The organism is Gemelliphila asaccharolytica (assembly GCF_001553005.1).
Taxonomy (GTDB): Bacteria; Bacillota; Bacilli; order Staphylococcales; family Gemellaceae; genus Gemelliphila; species Gemelliphila asaccharolytica.
Genome location: NZ_KQ959854.1, coordinates 1 through 19,850, shown reverse-complemented (window position 1 = coordinate 19,850; position 19,850 = coordinate 1). Strand labels below are relative to the sequence as shown.

At 25.1% G+C, this 19,850-nt stretch carries 23 protein-coding genes and 1 tRNA gene; 23 read left to right on the top strand and 1 reads right to left on the bottom strand.

The annotated features are described in order from the left end of the window. Positions 1-15 precede the first annotated feature (15 nt). From HMPREF1871_RS00125 to HMPREF1871_RS00060, 13 genes are all read left to right on the top strand, one after another. The gene (locus tag HMPREF1871_RS00125; protein WP_066128278.1) at positions 16-456 is read left to right on the top strand and encodes a Fur family transcriptional regulator; all 441 of its coding nucleotides are present in this window, start codon (positions 16-18) and stop codon (positions 454-456) included. Then, positions 453-1,370, top strand: coding sequence for a tRNA pseudouridine(55) synthase TruB (gene truB / locus HMPREF1871_RS00120; protein WP_066128275.1), 918 nt, complete (start codon positions 453-455; stop codon positions 1,368-1,370). The genes HMPREF1871_RS00125 and truB overlap by 4 nt, the downstream gene beginning before the upstream one ends. A gap of 13 nt (positions 1,371-1,383) precedes the next feature. After that, positions 1,384-2,322, top strand: coding sequence for a bifunctional riboflavin kinase/FAD synthetase (locus tag HMPREF1871_RS00115; RefSeq protein ID WP_066128272.1), 939 nt, complete (start codon positions 1,384-1,386; stop codon positions 2,320-2,322). A gap of 113 nt (positions 2,323-2,435) precedes the next feature. Beyond that, positions 2,436-2,708, top strand: coding sequence for a 30S ribosomal protein S15 (gene rpsO, locus HMPREF1871_RS00110; protein ID WP_066128269.1), 273 nt, complete (start codon positions 2,436-2,438; stop codon positions 2,706-2,708). A gap of 625 nt (positions 2,709-3,333) precedes the next feature. Continuing rightward, positions 3,334-3,407: transfer RNA gene (locus HMPREF1871_RS00105), tRNA-Arg, on the top strand. A 543-nt stretch (positions 3,408-3,950) separates the two neighbouring features. Then, positions 3,951-5,117 (top strand): albumin-binding GA domain-containing protein, encoded by a 1,167-nt coding sequence (locus HMPREF1871_RS00095; protein ID WP_066128263.1) that lies wholly within the window; start codon positions 3,951-3,953, stop codon positions 5,115-5,117. A gap of 277 nt (positions 5,118-5,394) precedes the next feature. After that, the gene (rpsB, locus tag HMPREF1871_RS00090) at positions 5,395-6,147 is read left to right on the top strand and encodes a 30S ribosomal protein S2 (protein ID WP_066128260.1); all 753 of its coding nucleotides are present in this window, start codon (positions 5,395-5,397) and stop codon (positions 6,145-6,147) included. A 36-nt stretch (positions 6,148-6,183) separates the two neighbouring features. Next, positions 6,184-7,065 carry a translation elongation factor Ts gene (tsf, locus tag HMPREF1871_RS00085; protein WP_066128257.1) on the top strand — a complete coding sequence of 294 codons (882 nt, stop codon included), beginning with the start codon at positions 6,184-6,186 and terminating at the stop codon, positions 7,063-7,065. Between the two features lie 69 nt (positions 7,066-7,134). Beyond that, entirely contained in the window at positions 7,135-7,851 is a 717-nt protein-coding gene (gene pyrH / locus HMPREF1871_RS00080; RefSeq protein ID WP_066128254.1) for a UMP kinase, read from the top strand. 19 nt (positions 7,852-7,870) lie between these two features. Beyond that, positions 7,871-8,428 (top strand): ribosome recycling factor, encoded by a 558-nt coding sequence (frr, locus tag HMPREF1871_RS00075; protein ID WP_066128252.1) that lies wholly within the window; start codon positions 7,871-7,873, stop codon positions 8,426-8,428. 1 nt (position 8,429) lies between these two features. Beyond that, positions 8,430-8,645: a DUF896 domain-containing protein gene (locus tag HMPREF1871_RS00070; protein WP_066128249.1), complete on the top strand. Its 216-nt coding sequence runs from the start codon at positions 8,430-8,432 to the stop codon at positions 8,643-8,645. After that, on the top strand, positions 8,645-8,884 hold the full coding sequence (locus HMPREF1871_RS00065) for a YneF family protein (RefSeq protein WP_066128247.1): 240 nt from the start codon (positions 8,645-8,647) through the stop codon (positions 8,882-8,884). Before HMPREF1871_RS00070 ends, HMPREF1871_RS00065 begins: the two co-directional genes overlap by 1 nt. Before the next feature lie 46 nt (positions 8,885-8,930). Then, positions 8,931-9,827: an RluA family pseudouridine synthase gene (locus tag HMPREF1871_RS00060; RefSeq protein WP_066128244.1), complete on the top strand. Its 897-nt coding sequence runs from the start codon at positions 8,931-8,933 to the stop codon at positions 9,825-9,827. A 57-nt stretch (positions 9,828-9,884) separates the two neighbouring features. Here HMPREF1871_RS00060 and recD2 read toward each other — a convergent pair whose 3' ends face one another. Further along, positions 9,885-12,191 carry an SF1B family DNA helicase RecD2 gene (recD2, locus tag HMPREF1871_RS00055; protein ID WP_066128242.1) on the bottom strand — a complete coding sequence of 769 codons (2,307 nt, stop codon included), beginning with the start codon at positions 12,189-12,191 and terminating at the stop codon, positions 9,885-9,887. Between the two features lie 323 nt (positions 12,192-12,514). On the opposite strand from recD2, the gene HMPREF1871_RS00050 reads away from it, so the two are divergent. The 10 genes from HMPREF1871_RS00050 to HMPREF1871_RS00005 form a co-directional block, all read left to right on the top strand. Further along, entirely contained in the window at positions 12,515-13,303 is a 789-nt protein-coding gene (locus HMPREF1871_RS00050) for a Nif3-like dinuclear metal center hexameric protein (protein ID WP_066128239.1), read from the top strand. Between the two features lie 10 nt (positions 13,304-13,313). Next, a complete protein-coding gene (gene mntR / locus HMPREF1871_RS00045; RefSeq protein ID WP_066128235.1) occupies positions 13,314-13,706 on the top strand; it encodes a transcriptional regulator MntR in 393 nt (130 codons plus the stop codon). Between the two features lie 9 nt (positions 13,707-13,715). Beyond that, positions 13,716-14,651, top strand: coding sequence for a thymidylate synthase (locus HMPREF1871_RS00040; protein WP_066128233.1), 936 nt, complete (start codon positions 13,716-13,718; stop codon positions 14,649-14,651). A 10-nt stretch (positions 14,652-14,661) separates the two neighbouring features. After that, positions 14,662-15,159: a dihydrofolate reductase gene (locus HMPREF1871_RS00035; RefSeq protein WP_066128231.1), complete on the top strand. Its 498-nt coding sequence runs from the start codon at positions 14,662-14,664 to the stop codon at positions 15,157-15,159. After that, complete coding sequence (locus tag HMPREF1871_RS00030; protein WP_066128227.1) at positions 15,152-15,982, top strand: DegV family protein; 831 nt, start codon at positions 15,152-15,154, stop codon at positions 15,980-15,982. The genes HMPREF1871_RS00035 and HMPREF1871_RS00030 overlap by 8 nt, the downstream gene beginning before the upstream one ends. A gap of 13 nt (positions 15,983-15,995) precedes the next feature. Further along, the gene (locus HMPREF1871_RS00025) at positions 15,996-16,250 is read left to right on the top strand and encodes an IreB family regulatory phosphoprotein (protein ID WP_066128225.1); all 255 of its coding nucleotides are present in this window, start codon (positions 15,996-15,998) and stop codon (positions 16,248-16,250) included. After that, on the top strand, positions 16,250-16,687 hold the full coding sequence (gene ruvX / locus HMPREF1871_RS00020) for a Holliday junction resolvase RuvX (RefSeq protein ID WP_066128221.1): 438 nt from the start codon (positions 16,250-16,252) through the stop codon (positions 16,685-16,687). Before HMPREF1871_RS00025 ends, ruvX begins: the two co-directional genes overlap by 1 nt. After that, positions 16,687-17,010, top strand: a complete 324-nt coding sequence (locus HMPREF1871_RS00015) for a DUF1292 domain-containing protein (protein ID WP_066128218.1) — start codon at positions 16,687-16,689, stop codon at positions 17,008-17,010. Before ruvX ends, HMPREF1871_RS00015 begins: the two co-directional genes overlap by 1 nt. Before the next feature lies 1 nt (position 17,011). Beyond that, positions 17,012-18,169, top strand: coding sequence for an endolytic transglycosylase MltG (gene mltG / locus HMPREF1871_RS00010; protein ID WP_066128215.1), 1,158 nt, complete (start codon positions 17,012-17,014; stop codon positions 18,167-18,169). A gap of 399 nt (positions 18,170-18,568) precedes the next feature. Then, a partial coding sequence (locus HMPREF1871_RS00005; RefSeq protein ID WP_198145734.1) for an ATP synthase subunit B family protein occupies positions 18,569-19,850 on the top strand: 1,282 nt, incomplete at its 3' end.

The window sequence follows — 19,850 nt, the reverse complement described above, 5'->3', positions numbered from 1 at the left end:
TTTAAAAGGTGAAATATGACTATAGAAAAAAAAGTTTCAAGAATAATGGCTATTTTAAAAGAAAATGGCTATAAGTATACAGAAAGAAGAAAAGCGATAATAGAATTACTTGTAAAAGAAGATAGATATCTTAATGCAAAATACATATCAGAGATTCTTGTCAAAACGTATCCGGGATTAAGTTTTGATACTATTTATAGAAATTTGAATACTTATGTAGAACTAAAAATTCTAGGATATATAGAAATAAAGGGAGAAAGATTTTTTAAAATAGAATGTTTTGATACAGTTCATCATCACCATCATCATATTTGCATCAACTGTGGAAAGGCAAAAGATATTAATGTTGATTTATGTAACAAGTTTATAATTCCTGAATTAGAAGGATATACAATAGAATATCACAAGTTTGAAATATATGGACTTTGTCCAAAATGTAAGGAAGAGAAAAAATGATAAACGGCATTTTACCTATATATAAAGAAAAAAATATGACAAGTCATGATGTTGTATTTAAACTTAGAAAAATATTAAAAATAAAAAAAATAGGTCATGCAGGAACTTTGGATCCAGATGTAGAAGGAATACTTTTAATTTTAATAGGCGATAGTACCAAAGTAAGTGATTATGCAATGAATTTAGGTAAAAAATATAGAGCAGAAATATGTCTAGGAATGAGTACAACAACAGAAGATTTATCTGGTGATATATTAAATGAGAAAAATGTAGAAAACATCCCCATAGAAGAAATAAAAAAAGTGACTAAAAAACTTATAGGGAAAATAGAACAAAAACCTCCTATATATTCTGCTGTAAAAGTTAATGGGAAAAAGCTTTATGAGTATGCAAGATTAAACAAGTTTGATGTAGAAATACCAAAAAGGATTGTAACGATAAACAGTATAGACATTGATGAAAAAAGTATTCATTATAGAGAAAACAAATGCTATTTCACAGTAGATATAAGTTGTGGAAAAGGTACCTATATAAGAACGGTAGCCACTCAAATAGGAGAAATGTTAAATCTTCCAAGTTGTATGAGCAAGTTAACAAGAATTGCAACAGGCGATATAACTATTGCTGATACATATACTTTAGATTACATAAAACAAAATCTGGAAAAAATAAACTCGATTTTATTACCTAAAGAATATGCCTTAAAAAATTATAAATTTTATGAAGTTCCTAAATATAGAGCAAAGCAAATTCAAAATGGTTTAAGATTTAGAAAAAATCAGTTTGAAGATATTGATTTTGAAAATCCAGTTGTTTTCACATATAAAAAAAAGGCTATTGGAATATATTATTTAAAAGAAAGGTCAGATGAACTTTTGACTGTAAAAAATATATTTCCTACAAAAATAGAGTAAAAGAAGGATATTTATGAAATTTTTTGAAATTTTAGATGTTGATAAAATAGAAAAAAAAGAAGAAAAAAGAACGTGTGCTTTAGGATATTTTGATGGGATTCATATAGCACATAGAAAAATAATAGAAAGTGCAGTAGAAAAAGCAAAAAAAGAAAATAAAATATCAGTTTTAATAACATTTTTAAATAGTCCTAAAAATTATATAAAAAATCAAAATATAAAAATAGTAACCCCTAATAAATTAAAAAAAAGAATAATAGAAAATTTAGGAATAGAAGAACTTTATTTTCTTGAATTTAATGATAAATTGAAAAAACTAAAAAAAGAAGAATTTGTAAATAAAGTGTTAAAAAAATTAAATATTAAAGATGTTTTTTGTGGAGAAGATTATAAATTTGGTTATATGGGAGAAGGAACACCTATGTATATCAAAGAAAATCATAAAGAAATAAATGTAAATATCTTAAATATAGAAAAAATAGAAGAAAATAAAATTTCTACATCTCTCCAAAAAAAATATATTCTTTCAGGAGAAGTAGAAAATTACAAAAAAATAACACAAAGATATTATCAAATTTCTGGAATAGTAGTCAGAGGGAAACAGCTTGGAAGAACTATAGGATTTCCTACTGCGAATTTAAAAGTAACTGATTACATAATACCACAAAAAAATGGTGTATATTTAACTGTTGTAGAGTATAATGATAGATTATATAAAGGAATCACAAATATAGGGTATAACCCAACGGTTTCTGCTGATAATAACCTTTCTATAGAAACACATATTTTAAACTTTGATGAAGATATATATGATAAGGAAATAAATATTTATTTTTATAAGTATATAAGAGAAGAAAAAAAATTTAATGATATGAATGAATTAAAAAAACAATTAAACATTGACAAAAAAGTAGCAGAAAAAGAAGAAATAGATTTTAATAAAATTTTTTAAATACTTGAAAAAAATTAAAATTTAAGATAAAATAACCATAGCCTGTTTCTTGGTATAGAAACACTCCGATTCTATACTCAGATTTAGGATAAAAAAATAAATGGAGGTGCCAAATGGCAGCAATAAGTCAAGAAAGAAAAAATGAAATAATCGAAAAATATCGTGTGCATGAAACTGATACTGGTTCAGTAGAAGTTCAAGTGGCTGTTCTAACAGCAGAAATAGAAAGTTTAACTGAACACTTAAATACACATAAAAAAGACCACGCAGGACGTAGAGGTTTATTAAAAAAAGTATCACGCAGACGTCACTTATTAGACTATTTGATTAAAAAAGATATTCAAAGATATCGTCAATTAATAAAATCATTAGGATTAAGAAGATAGTTTTAAAAATTCATTAGGAAAACCTTTTTAGACATTGGTTTTCCTTTTTTTGTTTAAAACAATGTTGAGAAAAGATTTTAGTTTGAAACTAGATTAAAAAAGGAAAATAGGTTCTACGATAACATGCCGATAATAATTTAGGAAAGAAGAACCAGCTTTAAAACTAAACAAAATGGTTATGTAATATAGTCGTTGATAAATTATTTAGAGAAAAAACGGTTGTACAATATAATCGTTGATAAATTATTTAGAGAAAAAATCAGCTTTAAAATTTTAAAAAATAAGTATCAACACAAAAATAAAAAAAATACTTGTTTTTCTAGTTGGTATTTTTTGAAACTGAAAATTTTTTTAAAAAATTTTTCTCTTATACTATTGACAAAGAGCCTAAATATTTAGAAAAAGATAGTTTAATTTGTATAAATTAGCTTTTTTTATCATTAACAATAATGATTTAATATGTATTAGTTATTTATTTTATTTATGATAAATGATTAATTGAATACTATCATTTTTAATTTTATTTTACTTCATATTATTGTTGATTTTATAATTTTAAAAAAATATCAACAATAATATTGACAAAGAAGAATAAAAAATATATAATATTAAAGTATTTTCAAATGTCTCGGTAGCTCAGCAGGATAGAGCAACGGCCTTCTAAGCCGTCGGTCGTGGGTTCGAATCCCTCCCGGGACGTCATAGGAGAACTATTATTTAATAGTTCTCTTTTTTTTATGTATAAAATCTTTTAAAAATTTTTTTAATTATCTAGATTTTTGATAATTTTAATTTAAAAGATTTAATGATATAGGATATTTTAAAATATTAATATTCTAGCATTAAATTATTGAGTTTAGGGGAAAATACACATTTAATTATTTGATTTTCAAGAATATTTATTATTTATTAACTAGAAATAGTAATAATAAATTTATAAATTTATTATTGAATATCATTATAAAAACAAATATTAATACTGACAATATAACATTTTATTATTATTTTAATAAAATAAAATATAAAATCTATTATATATTTAATAAAAATAAAAATATATATTCGTATTATAAAATGAAAAATAAAAATAATATTTCATGAAAATAAAAGGAGATTTCGCATTCAAAGATTTAAAATAAGTTTTAATATTTTTATAAAATGCAATAAAAGTTGTTGACAATATATACATATATATATATAATTAGACTATGATTAATATTTAAATTAAAAGGAGAAATAGTTATGAAAAACAAATTAATATCATCAGCGTTAGGTGTAGCTATCGTTATGAGTGGTGTAGGTTTCACTGCACAAGCAGCTAATTATACTGATCCAACTAGTCCAAGTTTTAGTGAACAAGTTGATAAAGTATTGCAAGATAAAAAAGAAAATTCAGCAGCAGAACTTGCAAAAAAATTAAAAGAAGCAAAAGATGAGCTAAAACCTATAATAGAAAAAAAATTCAAAAATGCTAAACAAAAAGCAGCAGTTTTAGCAGATTTAGAAAAATTAAAAACATTAGAAGATGTAGAAAAATTCAAAGCTGGTATCGAAGGTTCTGTAACAATTGCTGAACACAATGATGCTCAAAAATTAGCAGAAGCTAAAGCAGAAGCTAAAGAATTTTTGAAAAAACATGGTGTTACTAAAGAACAATATTTCTACAAAATAGATTCTGCTAAAGATTTACAAGAAGTAGAAAAATGGAAAACTGAAATATTAAATGTATTTGGGACAGATGATACTGTAATGCAACAATTTGATGCTCTTGAAATCCCTAATTACGATGTATACATGAAATTCAAAACTGATTTAGAAAAAGCAACAGATTTAGCTCAAAAACAACAAACATTAAAAGAAATAAAATTCTTCTTAGAAGTAGCTAAAAAAGAAGCAGCAGATAAAGGTGTAAGTTTTGCTGATTACTTAGATGCTGTAGCTACAGTTTGGCGTAACACACCAGTTACACCAGAAACTCCATCAGTAGTAGAAGGATGGGTTCAAGATACTACAGGTTGGTGGTACAGAAATGCAGATGGTTCATACCCAGCAAGTGCATGGAAATTAATAAATGGAACATGGTATTACTTCAATGCAGGTGGTTATATGTTAGCAAACACAGTAACACCTGATGGATACTTTGTTAATGCAGATGGTGCATATCAACCAGCAGGATGGCTTCAAAATACTACAGGTTGGTGGTATCAAAGAGCAAATGGTACATACCCAGCTAACGAATGGGAAAAAGTAGGAGATGACTGGTATCACTTTGACGAAAATGGATATATGCAAACAGGATGGGTTGAAGTTAATGGAACATGGTATTTCTTAACTGAAAGCGGAGCAATGGCACACGATACATATGTAGGTAGCTACTATGTAGACGGAAGTGGAGCTTGGGTTAAATAATTACTCTCACTAACTAAACTTAATTAATAATGATAATAGAAAAAAGCTAAGCACAAAGTTGTTTAGCTTTTTTTGTTAATTTTTTGATATATCTTAAATTTCATAAAAAGTAAAAAGAAAGTATTAAAATACTTGATTTTCAAAGCTGTTTACTATATAATTAAAAAGGTTGATTATGTTCAACTAAAAAACACACGATATTAGATTAGTTGTTTGGTGCATTTGTCTACAACTAATAAGAAGATATCGGAGGAAAAAACCAAGGAGGACAATAACTATGTCAGTTATTTCAATGAAACAACTTTTAGAAGCAGGAGTTCATTTTGGACACCAAACAAGAAGATGGAATCCTAAAATGGATAAATATATATTTACAGAAAGAAATGGAATATATATAATAGATTTACAAAAAACAGTAAAAAAAGTTGATGAAGCTTATGAATTTGTTAAATCAATAGCAGATCAAGGTGGAAAAATGCTTTTTGTAGGAACAAAAAAACAAGCTCAAGAAGCAATTAAAGAGGAAGCAGAAAGATCTGGTCAATATTATATTAATCACCGTTGGTTAGGAGGAACACTTACTAACTATAAAACAATTAAAGGACGTATTGACAGAATTAGTGAAATTGAAAAAATGGAAGCAGATGGAATTTTTGAAGTTCTCCCTAAAAAAGAAGTTATTCAACTAAGAAAAGAATATGATAAATTAAATAAATTTTTAGGTGGTATTAGAGAAATGAAATCTATGCCAGATGCTATGTTTGTAGTAGATCCTAAAAAAGAACATAATGCAATAGCAGAAGCAAAAAAATTAGGTATTCCTATCGTAGGGATTGTTGATACAAACTGTGATCCTGACGATGTAGACTATGTAATACCAGCAAATGATGATGCTATCAGAGCAGTTAAATTATTAACATCTAAAATGGCTGATGCATTTGTTTCATATAACGAAGGTAATATAGAAGAAGTAGAAGAGACAAAAGAAACTGAAGAAGTAGAAGAAAAAGAAGAAACAGTAGAAGAATAAAAAAAAGTTAATAAAGCGATATTGGAGGGAATTATCATGGCAATAACAGCTTCACAAGTTAAAGAATTAAGAAGTCGTACTGGTGCAGGTATGATGGACTGTAAAAAAGCACTTACAGAAGCTAATGGAAATATGGAAGCAGCAATAGATTATTTAAGAGAAAATGGAATAGCAAAAGCTGCTAAAAAAGCAGGACGTATAGCTGCTGAAGGAACAACATATTTATTATGTGATAATAATAAAGCATTAATTTTAGAAATAAATTCAGAAACAGATTTTGTTGCTAAAAATGAGAAGTTCACAACATTAGTTAAAAATATAGCTGAAGTTATCTTAAAAAATGAACCAAAAACATTAGAAGAAGCTCTTAAATTGGATATAGATGGAATTACAGTAGAAAATGCAATAAATAATGCCATTGCAACAATTGGAGAAAAATTATCATTAAGAAGATTTGAAATAATAGTTAAAAACGATAATGCAGTATTTGGTTTATATTCTCATATGGGAGGAAAAATTGGCGTTTTAACTGTTATTGATGGAATAGATGATGCAAGTGTAGCTAAAGATGTAGCAATGCACATAGCAGCATTAAATCCAAAATATTTAGATGAAACACAAGTATCTAAAGAAGAATTAGAACATGAGAAAAAAGTACTATCAGAACAAGCATTAAAAGAAGGAAAACCAGCTAAAATAGTTGAAAAAATGGTTGTTGGTAGATTAAATAAATATTTAGAAGAAATATGCGTAACAAAACAAAAATTTGTAAAAGATGATAGTATGACAGTTGAAAAATTTGTTGCTTCAAAAGGTGGAAAACTAACTAAATTCGTAAGATATGAAGTTGGAGAAGGAATAGAAAAAAGAGAAGATAATTTTGCCGAAGAAGTAATGAGCCAAGTAAAAGGAAACTAATTAAAAAAAAGCATACACCGTTTTAGTGTGTGCTTTTTTAAAAAAGTTAAAAACTCAGGGGGATATAAAATGGGTAAGGCATACAAAAGAGTACTTTTAAAGCTTAGTGGAGAAGCTATAGCAGGAGAAAAAGGTTTTGGAATAGATCCTAAAGTTGTTAATAAGCTAACTAATCAAATAGCAAAAGCTAAAAAACAAGATGTTGAAATTGCTATAGTAGTTGGTGGAGGAAATATTTGGAGAGGTAAAACTGGAGAAGCACTCGGAATGGAGAGAGCAACAGCAGATTCTATGGGAATGTTAGCTACTGTAATGAATTCACTAGCATTACAAGATTCATTGGAACAAAAAGGTGTTGATACAAGAGTGTTGACATCTGTAGAGATGAAAGCTATGGCAGAGCCTTATATAAGACGAAGAGCAATACGCCACTTAGAGAAGGGACGAGTTGTTATATTTGCAGCAGGAATAGGAAATCCATTTTTCTCAACTGATACTACAGCGGCATTAAGAGCAAAAGAAATAGATGCAGATGTAATATTAATGGGAAAAAATGCAGTAGATGGAGTTTATTCTGCAGATCCTAAGTTGGTTAAAAGTGCTAAAAAATTTGATGACTTAACTCATATGGAAATTATAAATAGAGGTTTAGCAGTAATGGATTCAACTGCGATATCTTTTTGTATGGACAACAATCTTCCTATAATAGTTTTCTCAATAGATGAAGAAGACAATATAATTAGAGTAATCAATGGAGAAAAGATGGGAACATCTATAAAAAAATAAAATAAATGAGGAGATAATTATGCCGAAGGAAATTATATCAAATTTAGAACAAAAAATGGCTAAAACTGTAAATAGTTTAAGAAAAGAGTTATCATCTATTCGTGCAGGGAAAGCAAGCTCAGCCGTTCTTGACAGGCTTACAGTAGAATATTATGGAGTAGCAACACCAATAAATCAAGTAGCAGGTATTAGTGTCCCTGAACCTAAAATGTTATTAATATCTCCATATGAAAAATCATTATTAAAAGAAATAGAAAAAGCTATACAAGCATCAGATTTAGGTTTAAATCCAGCAAATGATGGAAATGTAATAAGAATTGTTTTTCCAGCACTTACAGAAGAAAGAAGAAAAGAATTAGCAAAACAAGTAGGAAAAGAAACAGAAAATTCTAAAATAGCAGTAAGAAATATTAGAAGAGAAGCAATGGATGCTATAAAAAAAATGGAGAAATCATCAGAAATAACAGAAGATGATTTGAAATCATATTCTGATGAAATACAAAAAGTTACAGATAAGTTTATTTCTGAATTAGAAAAAGTAAGTAAAGACAAACAATCTGAGTTGATGAGTGTATAATATGGAAATTAGTGAAATAATTCAAAATATCAATGAATTAAATAAAATAAAAAAAGAAAAAAAATTAACAGACGAACAACAAAAATTGTTGCAAAAATATAGAAAATTATATTTAGAAAATTTTAGAAATAATCTTAAAAATATTTTGAAAAACACAAAAGTAGTTAACGAAAAAGGAGAAGATATTACTCCAAATAAAAGGAAGGAGAAAAAATAATGTCTATAGGAATGGTAGTGTTAGTAGGAGCTATTTGTCTTGTTGTGGGAGTTATTGGAGGATTTTATATAGCACGAAAAAACTTTATTTCATATATGGAAAAAAATCCACAATTAAATGAAGATGTAGTGTTAAATATGATGGCTCAAATGGGACAAAAACCTTCTAAGAAAAAAATAAATCAAATGATGAGTAGTATGCAAAAAGCTCAAAAACATGCCCTAAAAAATAAAAAATAAAATATATGCACATCTAGGTGTGCATATATTTTTTTGAAAGGTAAATATGATAAAAATAATATATGAATTAGAAAAATCACAGAGAATAGATAAATTTTTATTATCAAAACTTGAAAATTGTTCAAGAACAAATATTCAAAATTTAATTTTAGAAAATTATATTTTGGTAAATAATAAAAATATAAAAGCAAATTATAAATTAAAAAATAATGATGAAATAATAATTAATTTTAGAGAAGAAAAAGAATTAGATATAAAAAAACAAAATATTCCTATAAATATAGTTTATGAAGATGATGATTTATTAGTTATTAATAAAGATAAGGGAATAGTAGTTCACCCGTCTGTAGGGCACCCAGATGGGACATTAGTCAATGCATTAATGTATCACTGTAAAAATTTATCGACTATAAATGGAATAATTCGTCCAGGAATAGTACATAGAATAGATAAAGACACCTCAGGACTTATTATAGTAGCTAAAAATGATAGATCACATATTAAATTATCAGAAATGATAGCAAATAAAGAAGTTAAACGAAAATATTATGCTTTAGTTCATGGAAATATCAAACATGATTATGGTACTATTGACGCTCCTATCTCTAGAAATCCGAAAGAAAGAAAAGAGATGGCAGTTTCAGATGAAGGGAAAAAAGCAATAACTCATTTTAATGTTATAAAAAGGTATAAAAAATATACACTTGTAGAATGTGAACTGGAAACTGGAAGAACACATCAAATAAGAGTACATATGAAATATATTAATTTTCCACTGGTAGGAGATTTGGTTTATGGTCCTAAAAAAACATTAGATACAAAAGGACAGATGTTACATTCTAAAAGTTTAGTTTTTAATCATCCTATAACAAATGAAATTATAAAAATAGATACTGATTTACCAAAATACTTCAAGGAAGTATTAGAAAAAATAGAAAGTTAATAAAAAACTTGTAAAAAGAAAAATTTTAAAAATAATTAATTCTTTTTACAAGTTTTTTTATATAAAATCATATGGTGTTATATTTTCCATACCAATCATAGGGTCTATTTCTTGTATATTATGTATATTTAAAATATAATTTTTTTCTATATTTTTTTCATTCTTATTAAAAAAATATTTTAAATAGGTATTTCTTATAACAACATTATTTTCTTCTACCGATTTATAAAAAACCGTTTCATCACCTAAAATAATTAATTTTTTTTTAGCTCTTGTAATAGCAGTGTACATGATATTTTTATTTAACATAAAGTTGTATGTATCGACTAATGGAATTATTACATAATCAAACTCTGATCCTTGAGATTTATGTATAGATATAGCATATGATAAGGTTATTTGATTAAGTTCATTTTTTTTATATGTAACGAAGTGACCATCGTAATCAACTATTACTTTTTGTTCATTGTTTTCATTGTAAATATCATAAATAATACCAATATCTCCATTAAAAACATTATCTTCAGCATTATTAACAAGTTGCATGACTTTATCGTCTATTTTAAAAATATTATTGCCATATTCTATTTGATTTTCATTTTTATTAAATTTATCTTGAATTAGAAGATTTATTTTGTTTATTCCAAAATCAGATTTATAAGTAGGAATTAAAATTTGAATTTTTTCTTTTTGCTTTTCGTATAATAAATCTTCATAAAGATTAAGAATTTCATTGTTGATATTATTTTTATTGACTTTTATAAATATTTTGTCTTTTTGGTTATCCAAGATATTTATTTTTAAATTATTTTTTATAGCATGAGATAATTTTATTATTCCGGAGTCGGCCTTTTGTCTAAAAATTTTATTTAATTTTATAACATTTATTTTTTTTGACTCAATAAGATCATTTAAAACATTTCCTATAGATATTGAAGGAAGTTGGTCATTATCTCCAATAAATATTATACAAGAATTTTTATTTGTTATTTTTAAAATATTTTTCATAAGAAAAATGTCAATCATACTAGCCTCATCAATAATAACTAGTTTTGAATTAATTTTGTTACTAGTAGTAAAATTTTCAATTGATTTATCTTCTGTTGTCCATCCAAGTATTTTATGTATTGTAGAAGCGTGTAATCCTGTTGCTTCAGCCATTTTTTTAGAAGCTTTTCCTGTTGGAGCACAAAGAGTAATTAAATTTTTTTCTTTGTCTATTATCTCATTATATGAGTAATTATTTAATTTTTGAAATAATTTTATAATTCCTAATGTAATGGTAGTTTTTCCAGTTCCAGGGCCTCCTGTAATTATAGAAAAATTGTTATTTATAGCTGTCCTTATAGCTTCAATTTGAGTTTCATCATACTTTATTTCTAATTCTTTTTCTATGTTTTTTATATATTTTAAAATTAATTTTTCTGAATATTTATTTTTTTGTGTGTTTTTAATTCTAGAAGAAATATCGTTAAAAATAAAAAATTCAGAGTGGAAAATATTGAATAAAAATATTTTATCGTCTTTTTCGACTAATTCATTATTTTCTAAAGATTTATTTAGAGCACTTATAATTGTGTTTTTATCTATTTGAATTTGTCTAGCTTTGTATAAAACATTGTATGTATTGTAAAGAAGTTGATTTTTAGAAAGATAGGAATTTCCACTACTATAACAATAATATGTTAATGTATAAATAATTGCTGCTGAAATTCTTTTTTCAGAGTCGTAAGAAATCCCATTTTTTTCAGCTATTTTATCAACTGTAAAAAAATTTATTCCTGTAATATTTTTTATGAGATCGTATGTGTTATTTTTTATAATATCGAGAGTATTTATTTTATAATGATTGTATATTTTTGTTATTAAACTGTTACTTAAATTGTACTTATTTAATTCTAAAAAAATATTCTGTGTATAATAATTAGATACTATACTACTATATATAATATCTTTCTTTTTTTTATTTATTGTTTTAATATTATATAAATTTTCTTTGTTATCATATATTTTATCTAGACATTCTAGTCCTAGTTCACTTAGGATGATTTCTGCTGTTTTTTTCCCAATTCCTTTAAAAGAATTTCCGGATAAATAAGAAATTAATGCTTGTTCATTCTTTTCAACTATTTCTTTTGCGAATAATGCTGAAAATTGCTTTCCATATTTTTTATGTTCAATTATGTTTCCTTGAAATTCATATAACTGTTCTTCTTTAAAAGTTAGATTATTAAAATTACCTACGATAGTTACATAATCACTTTCAAAGTATTCAAGTGAATTTTCTAAAAAAACAGATAATATAAAATAATTATTATTTTTATTATGAAAAATTATTTTATTTAGATAACCTTTGATATTCATTTATAAAACCTCATAAAAAATTCTAAATTTATCGTATATTAAATTTTTGAAAAAGTCTACTCAAATATATAAAATATCTAAAATAATTTTTTAGTAAAATATTAAAAAAGATAAAATATATAATTTTAATTTAAGATATAGATTATGTTTTTAAAAAATAAATGATATAGGAAAAAATTGAATGATTATATAGTAAAATTTTTAATTATTTCTTAATAGTAAATTATAAATCTAAAAAGCTTGATATAAAGAGAAAAAGTGATTTTAATTTTTGTTGAATAGTTGCTTGTAATTATGATATAATAAGAAAATAAGGAGAAAAAATGATTATAGTAAAAGATATATATAATTATATAAAAAATTTAGCAGATGAAAGATTATCAGAAGATTGGGATAATGTAGGATTTATGCTTGGAGATGATAAAAGACAGGTATCTAGCATTTTAGTTTGTTTGGATGTGACAGATGAAGTAGTTAAAGAGGCAATTAATAAAAAGGTTGATCTTATTATTTCTCATCATCCTTTAATATTTAAGCCTATTAAGTCTTTAAATTATAATGATTTCAAGGCAAGAATTATTAGTAAGCTTATTAAAAATGATATAGCTGTTATTTCTGCTCATACTAATTTAGATTCAGCAAAATTTGGATTAAATTATTATTTGTCAAAAGAGTTAGAACTTGAAAATATAGAAGTTTTATTTGAAAATAATGATTTTAAAGGTTGTGGTTTGGGAAGAAAAGGTACATTAAAAGAAAAAATGAAAATAAGTGAATTTTCTTCGTTTGTAAAGAGAAAGTTAAATCTTAAATATGTTAAATTGATAACAAAAAATCCAGATAACTATATCAAAAAAGTTGCACTACTAGGGGGTAGTGGAGGAGATTTTATTTATAAATTGCCAGATGTAGACATATATTTAACAGGAGATGTAAGTTATCATCAAGCATTAGATTCAATTGAAATGAATAAAAATGTAATTGATATTGGTCATTTTTCAGAAAATATTTGTAAAAAGATATTTAAAGAATATTTAGAAAATATAAATTCTTTAAAAAATATAAATATTTACTTATCTGAAGTAGAAGAAAATCCATTTCAACTTTTATAAGGAGAATTATATGGCTAAAACTACCCCAACAATGGAAGACTATATTGAAACTATTTTTTTATTAATATCAAAAAAAGGCTATGCAAGGTCGGCGGATATTGCTGAAAAATTAAAAATATATCCTTCTGCTGTAACTAAAATGGTTAAAAAATTAGATGCAGAAGGTTATATAAAATATGAAAAATATAGAGGAATAGCCTTAACTCCTAAAGGAAGAGGTATGGGGGACTATACTTTGAAAAGACATAAGATTTTAGAAGAGTTTTTAGGTGTTATAGGAGTTAAAGAAGAGAATATTTATCAAGAGGTGGAAGGTATAGAACACCATTTTAGTAAAGATTCAATATCTAAAATAACAATATTGATAGAATATTTAAAAGAAAAAAATTACAAATTAAAGTAAAGAGGTAAGATGAAAGCAGATAAGACATATTTAGAATTATGTAAAACTATATTAGAAAAAGGAAGTCTGAAAGAGGATAGAACAGGAGTAGGAACTAAAAGTATTTTTGGATATCAAATGAGATTTAATCTTAATGACGGATTTCCATTATTAACAACAAAAAAAGTTAATTTTAATTTAATATGGTCAGAATTATTGTGGTTTATAAAAGGAGATACAAATATAAAATTTTTATTAGAAAATAAAAATAATATTTGGAATGAATGGGCATTTAAAAAATGGGTAGAAAGTTCTGAATACAAAGGTGTTGATATGACTGATTTTGGTAGAAGGATATTGACAGATGACAAATTAATGACAGAATATAAAAAGGAAATGAAAAAATTTAAAGAAAGAATTTTAACAGATGAAAAATTCGCTTTAAAATATGGCGATTTAGGAAATGTCTATGGAAAACAATGGAGAAATTTTGATGGTATAGATCAATTAAAAAATGTAATAAATCAGTTAAAAGAAAATAAATATTCAAGAAGAATAATAGTTTCTGCATGGAATCCAAAGGAAATAGATACAATGGCACTTCCTCCCTGCCATACAATGTTTCAATTTTATGTTTGTGAAAATAAACTTAGTTGTCAATTATATCAAAGAAGTGCAGATGTATTTTTAGGTGTCCCTTTTAATATAGCATCGTACTCACTTTTAACAATTTTAATAGCTAAAGAATGTAATTTAGAATTAGGAGATTTTGTTCATACAATAGGAGATGCACACATATATTTAAATCATATTGAACAAGTAAAAACTCAATTAGAAAGAAAGCCATATAAATCACCTAAGTTAGTTATAAATGATTTTGATACTATTTTCAATTTAAAAATAGAGGATGTAACTATATCGGATTATAATTGTCATCCTTTTATAAAAGCACCTATAGCAGTATAGGAGGTAAAGTATGATATCTCTTATAGTAGCATATGATAAAAATAAATGTATTGGTAATAAAAATAAGATACCTTGGAAATTAAAATCAGATATGAAACGGGTTAAGAATTTAACAACTAATCAAACTATACTTATGGGAAGAAAGACATTTGAAAGTATAGGATTTCCACTTCCAAATAGGGAAAATAGAGTATTGACATCTTCTGCTAATTTTTCTTTTCCAGGAGTAAAAGTTTATAACAATAGAGATTTAGCATTAAAAAATATAAAGACAGAAAAAATTTTTATTTTTGGAGGAAGTAGTATATATAATGAATACATTAAGGATGTAGATGAAATGTATATTACAGAAATTAATGCAACAGTTAAAGGGGATAGTTACTTTCCTGATATAAATAAAAATGAATGGAATTTAGTGGAAGAAAAAAGTTTTTTAAAAGATAAAGATAATGAATATGATTACAAGTTTAAGCACTATATAAAAAAAGGAGTAGTTAAAAGTGAATAAGATAAAAATAGTTGTGGACTCTACTGCAGATTTAACAAAAGAAGAAATAAAAAAATATAATCTAGAAGTATTACCTTTAACTGTAAATGTTGATGGAGAAGAATTTGAGGATATATCAAATGAAGACTATATTTTAAAAATGAGAACAGCAAAAAGTTTTTTTACTAGTCAGCCAGCTATTGGTAAGATAATGGATAAATATAAACAATTGACAGATGAAGGTTACGATATTATATCAATTCATTTATCTGATGTAATTAGTGGTACATTTAATACAGCCTCTCAGGTAGCAAAATCATTTACCAATGTGAAAGTAGTAAATTCAAAAACTACATCAAGAGGTATGGTTTTCTTAATAAAAGAATGTATAAATCAGATATTATTAGGAAAAAACATATCAGAAATCTCTGAAATATTAAATAATAAAGCAAAGAAAATTTTAACATATGTAACAATCGATAGATTAGATAATTTGGTAAAAGGAGGAAGATTAAAAAAAGCTTCTGGTATAATAGGAGGATTTTTAAATATAAAAATACTAACAAAACTTTATACAAATGAACTAAAAATGATAAAAACTGTAAGAGGAAAGAAAAAATTAGTAAGTGCATTAATAGAAAACATAAAAAAAGATGCTGGAGAAAAAATTAAATCTATTAAGTTAGCCCACGCACTTTCTTATGAATATATAGAAATGATAAAAGTGGCATTATTAGAAAACTTAGGATATAAGTTAACAGATAATGACGTATTTATAACGTGTCCAGTAATATCAACACATACAGGAGAAGGAGCTGTAGGGATAATTATTGAATTAGAATAAGGGGAGAGAATATATGGCTAATTTTGATAAAACTGATATTTTTAAAACAGATGAATATAAACAAGAATATGTAAAAATGGTTTTGACAGATGTAATAAATGTTATAAAAGAGAAAAATTATGATCCTATTAATCAAATAATGGGATATATAAAAACAAATAATCCCATATATATTCCAAGAGATAATGGAGCGAGGGAAAAAATTTCTAAAATAAATACAAATGAAATACTAGAATATTTACTATATTTTTTTATTAAGGAGATATAATGAGTATTGGAAGAATAATGGGCTTAGACTATGGAAGCAAAACTATAGGTATAGCAATTAGTGATTTACTTGGTTTAACAGCACAAGGAGTAGAAACACTAAAAATTAATGAAGAAATAAATGACTTTAAGATAAAAAGAATAAAAGAATTAGTTAGAGAACAAGATATAAAAAAAATAGTAATAGGCCTACCTAAAAATATGAATAATTCAATAGGATTTAGAGGGGAAGCTACTATTAAATTTTCAGAAATATTAAAACAAAAAATAAAAACAGTAGAAATAGTATTTCAAGATGAAAGATTATCTACAGTAGGAGCAGAGAGAGTTTTGTTAGAAGCAAATCTTTCAAGAAAGAAAAGAAAACAAGTAATTGATAAAATGGCAGCTGTTATAATATTACAAACATATTTAGATACTATTAATAGGAGAGCATAATGTTAGAAAAAAAATTAGATGAAATGAATATAAATAGCGAAGAAGAAGTATATGAATTAGTTGACAGTGAAGGAAAAGAAAAAGAATATAGAAAAATACTAGAATTTACCAATCCAGTAAATAACAAATTATATTTTATTTTTACAGAAGAAAAAAATATAGATAATTATCAGTTAGAAGTATTTCCAATGGAATGTATAGAAGAAGAAGGAAATATGAGATTTGAGCCTTTAGAAAATGATGAAGAATTGGATATGGTGTCTGAGGTTCTTGATATTTTATATTCTGAATCAGAGGAAATAGATTCAGAAGAAAGTTGCTAATATGAAACATGATTACTACGAAAGAAGAGAAGAGTTAAGAAATAAAAAAAGGAAAAAATCAAGTAATAAGATAGCATCTATTTTTATTATATTTATGGTAATTACAATGCTATTTTTGGGATATATTCACTCTCAAATAACACCTGTTAATAAAAATAATTCTGATAAAGTAAAAATACACATAAGAGAAGGAGAGGGTAGTTCTTCTATAGTAGAAACTTTATATCAAAAAAAATTAATAAAAAATAAATTTATATTTAAAATTTATGCAAAAACTATAAATAAAAAAGATTTTTTTACAGGAAGTTTTGACCTATCGCAAGATATGAGTGTGAATGAAATAATATATTTTCTTACAAATAAAGATAATGCAAAACCTTTATATACATTATCAATAATAGAAGGAGATAATATATTAAAAATAGCAGAGAAATTGGAAAAATTAACTGGAATAAAAAAACAGGATTTTATAGATAAAATAAATGATAAAAATTTTATTAATAAATTGTCACAAAAGTATCCAGAATTAATCACTTCTGAAATAGAAGATGATGATATAAAATATAAGCTAGAAGGATATTTATACCCAGCAAAATATGATATAGAAAAAATTAATGATGAAAATAAAGATATAGAAAGTTTAATATCTCAAATGGTTTGGCTTACTAATGAAAAAGTGTTACCAATTTTTAAAAAACAAGAATTAGTTTGGAATATATCAGGAGATAAAGAAAAAGTAACTATTCATAAATATATAACTATGAGTAGTATTTTAGAGAAAGAATCAACAAAATCAACTGACAATGAAAAAATAGCAGGAGTTTTTCTAAATAGATTAGCTTTAAATATGCCATTACAAACAGACCCTACGGTTTATTACAGCTTAAACAAAACAAGCGGAGAATTAACATTAGAAGATTTGAAAAATGACTCAAAATATAATACCTATGTAAATTATGGTTTACCCCCAGGTCCCATCTGTTCTCCGGGAGAAAAATCATACGAAGCGATAAATAACAGTTCACAACATGGCTATCTATATTTTCTAACAGATAAGGAAGGCAAAGCTTATTTTTCAAAAACATTTGAAGAGCATGAACAACTTGCAAAAGAGCATATAAGAGGTTATGTGGGTTCAAATGAAAAGATAGACGGATAAATATTATCAAAATTAATAGGTTGTATAAAAATATACTTTAATAAAAGTTTTATTTAACAATCAGCTTAAAAATATAAAAAAGAAAAAAAGAAATATCAACACAAAAAATAAAAAAAACTTGTTTTGTAGTTGGTATTTTTATTATTATAAACTCTTTTTCAAAAAATAAAAAAATATTTTTTGAAAATTTAATATATACAGCAAGCAGGGCATAATATAACTCGTTTATAAAATTTAGCAAAGAAATATTTGATAAAAATATTTAAAATAATTGTTGTTTTTTTATTTATAAGATGATAAAATGAAAATAGATTTGATTTAAATTTTTTTAAGCTCTTACGATGATAATAATTATCATTATAAGAGTTAATGAGACATATAAATAATTAAGGAGAAAATATGAAATACAATAAGATATTAGCAGTTGGAGTAGCAGGAGCATTGGTTATGAGCACAGGAGGGCAAGTTTTAGGTCTTAATAATGCTAGTGCCAAAGAACAAGTTGAAAAACAACAAGATGTGAAAAGAGATAATACTAAAAATACAAGTGAAGTAAAAACTAATAAAAAAGAAGAAAATAAAAAAGAAAAAGAAAAAGCTATAAAAAAAATAGCCCAATTAGCAAATTTAAGTAAAAAAGAAAAAGAAGAATATACAAAAAAAATACAAGAAGCAAATGACAATTCTATTATAGAAAATACGTTAAAAGAAGCAACAGAAAAATCAGCACAAGCAGAAAAATTAATATTAGAATTTAAAACTGAAATAGAAAATGCTAAAAAAATAAAAGATAATGGTAAAAAATTTCCAGGAGCATATAAATTATTACAAGATGATATAGGATATGCAGAAAAAGCTTTAGAAAAAAATCAAAAAATTGAAGGAGCTTTAACAACTTTTAAAGCAGCAGTACAAGCATATAATGATAGTGAATATTCACCATATGAAAGATTACAATCAATATTAAAAGAAAAAGGAGAAACAATAGAATCGATAGATGAAACAGATTCTACAGTCATAAATTATTGGGAATATGAAAGTGGAAGATTGTCAATGGCAGACGGTGCAATTGTTCATCCAACAAAAATAATAAAAACAAATAAAGGATATTATGGATTATTTGCATTCAAATCACTAAATCTAATGACATTTAAAGGTTTTTTAGGAAAATTGGGAATAGAAAATGGTACAGGAGAATTTCATAATTCATCAAAACCACAAGGATATGATCCTGTGACACCAATAAGTGAATATAATGTAATTGATGGTTTTAATGATCCAGTAAATGGAGCAGATACAGTAATGAAAGGGAAAAAATTCCCTAAAGAATTTTTAATTCCTTTAAAAAAAGAATCAAATGAATTTTCAATTCAAGTATATGTACCAGTAATGGGGTTATTTAATGCAGGTACTCAGCAAGCAAGAATAAGAATTCACTGGCAACAATATGATGCTCAAAAAGAATTAGAAAAATTAACTGAGTTGAAAAAAGAAAAAAAAGAAAGTTATAAAAAAGAGATATTAGAAACTACTTTTGGAGAAAAAATAGTAGAAGGTAGAAAATTAAAAGTGCTGAATACACCAGAAAAAATAAAAGAATTGGTAGATAAAGTACTTCATAAAGCAAAAGAACAAAATGAAGAAATAATAAAAAAAGAATTTAAAGACTTCAAAGAAAATA

Coding starts and splice junctions, on each gene's coding strand:
- HMPREF1871_RS00125 (WP_066128278.1), top strand. CDS start 16: ATGACTATAGAAAAAAAAGTTTCAAGAATAATGGCTATTTTAAAAGAA.
- truB (WP_066128275.1), top strand. CDS start 453: ATGATAAACGGCATTTTACCTATATATAAAGAAAAAAATATGACAAGT.
- HMPREF1871_RS00115 (WP_066128272.1), top strand. CDS start 1,384: ATGAAATTTTTTGAAATTTTAGATGTTGATAAAATAGAAAAAAAAGAA.
- rpsO (WP_066128269.1), top strand. CDS start 2,436: ATGGCAGCAATAAGTCAAGAAAGAAAAAATGAAATAATCGAAAAATAT.
- HMPREF1871_RS00095 (WP_066128263.1), top strand. CDS start 3,951: ATGAAAAACAAATTAATATCATCAGCGTTAGGTGTAGCTATCGTTATG.
- rpsB (WP_066128260.1), top strand. CDS start 5,395: ATGTCAGTTATTTCAATGAAACAACTTTTAGAAGCAGGAGTTCATTTT.
- tsf (WP_066128257.1), top strand. CDS start 6,184: ATGGCAATAACAGCTTCACAAGTTAAAGAATTAAGAAGTCGTACTGGT.
- pyrH (WP_066128254.1), top strand. CDS start 7,135: ATGGGTAAGGCATACAAAAGAGTACTTTTAAAGCTTAGTGGAGAAGCT.
- frr (WP_066128252.1), top strand. CDS start 7,871: ATGCCGAAGGAAATTATATCAAATTTAGAACAAAAAATGGCTAAAACT.
- HMPREF1871_RS00070 (WP_066128249.1), top strand. CDS start 8,430: ATGGAAATTAGTGAAATAATTCAAAATATCAATGAATTAAATAAAATA.
- HMPREF1871_RS00065 (WP_066128247.1), top strand. CDS start 8,645: ATGTCTATAGGAATGGTAGTGTTAGTAGGAGCTATTTGTCTTGTTGTG.
- HMPREF1871_RS00060 (WP_066128244.1), top strand. CDS start 8,931: ATGATAAAAATAATATATGAATTAGAAAAATCACAGAGAATAGATAAA.
- recD2 (WP_066128242.1), bottom strand. CDS start 12,191: ATGAATATCAAAGGTTATCTAAATAAAATAATTTTTCATAATAAAAAT.
- HMPREF1871_RS00050 (WP_066128239.1), top strand. CDS start 12,515: ATGATTATAGTAAAAGATATATATAATTATATAAAAAATTTAGCAGAT.
- mntR (WP_066128235.1), top strand. CDS start 13,314: ATGGCTAAAACTACCCCAACAATGGAAGACTATATTGAAACTATTTTT.
- HMPREF1871_RS00040 (WP_066128233.1), top strand. CDS start 13,716: ATGAAAGCAGATAAGACATATTTAGAATTATGTAAAACTATATTAGAA.
- HMPREF1871_RS00035 (WP_066128231.1), top strand. CDS start 14,662: ATGATATCTCTTATAGTAGCATATGATAAAAATAAATGTATTGGTAAT.
- HMPREF1871_RS00025 (WP_066128225.1), top strand. CDS start 15,996: ATGGCTAATTTTGATAAAACTGATATTTTTAAAACAGATGAATATAAA.
- ruvX (WP_066128221.1), top strand. CDS start 16,250: ATGAGTATTGGAAGAATAATGGGCTTAGACTATGGAAGCAAAACTATA.
- HMPREF1871_RS00015 (WP_066128218.1), top strand. CDS start 16,687: ATGTTAGAAAAAAAATTAGATGAAATGAATATAAATAGCGAAGAAGAA.
- mltG (WP_066128215.1), top strand. CDS start 17,012: ATGAAACATGATTACTACGAAAGAAGAGAAGAGTTAAGAAATAAAAAA.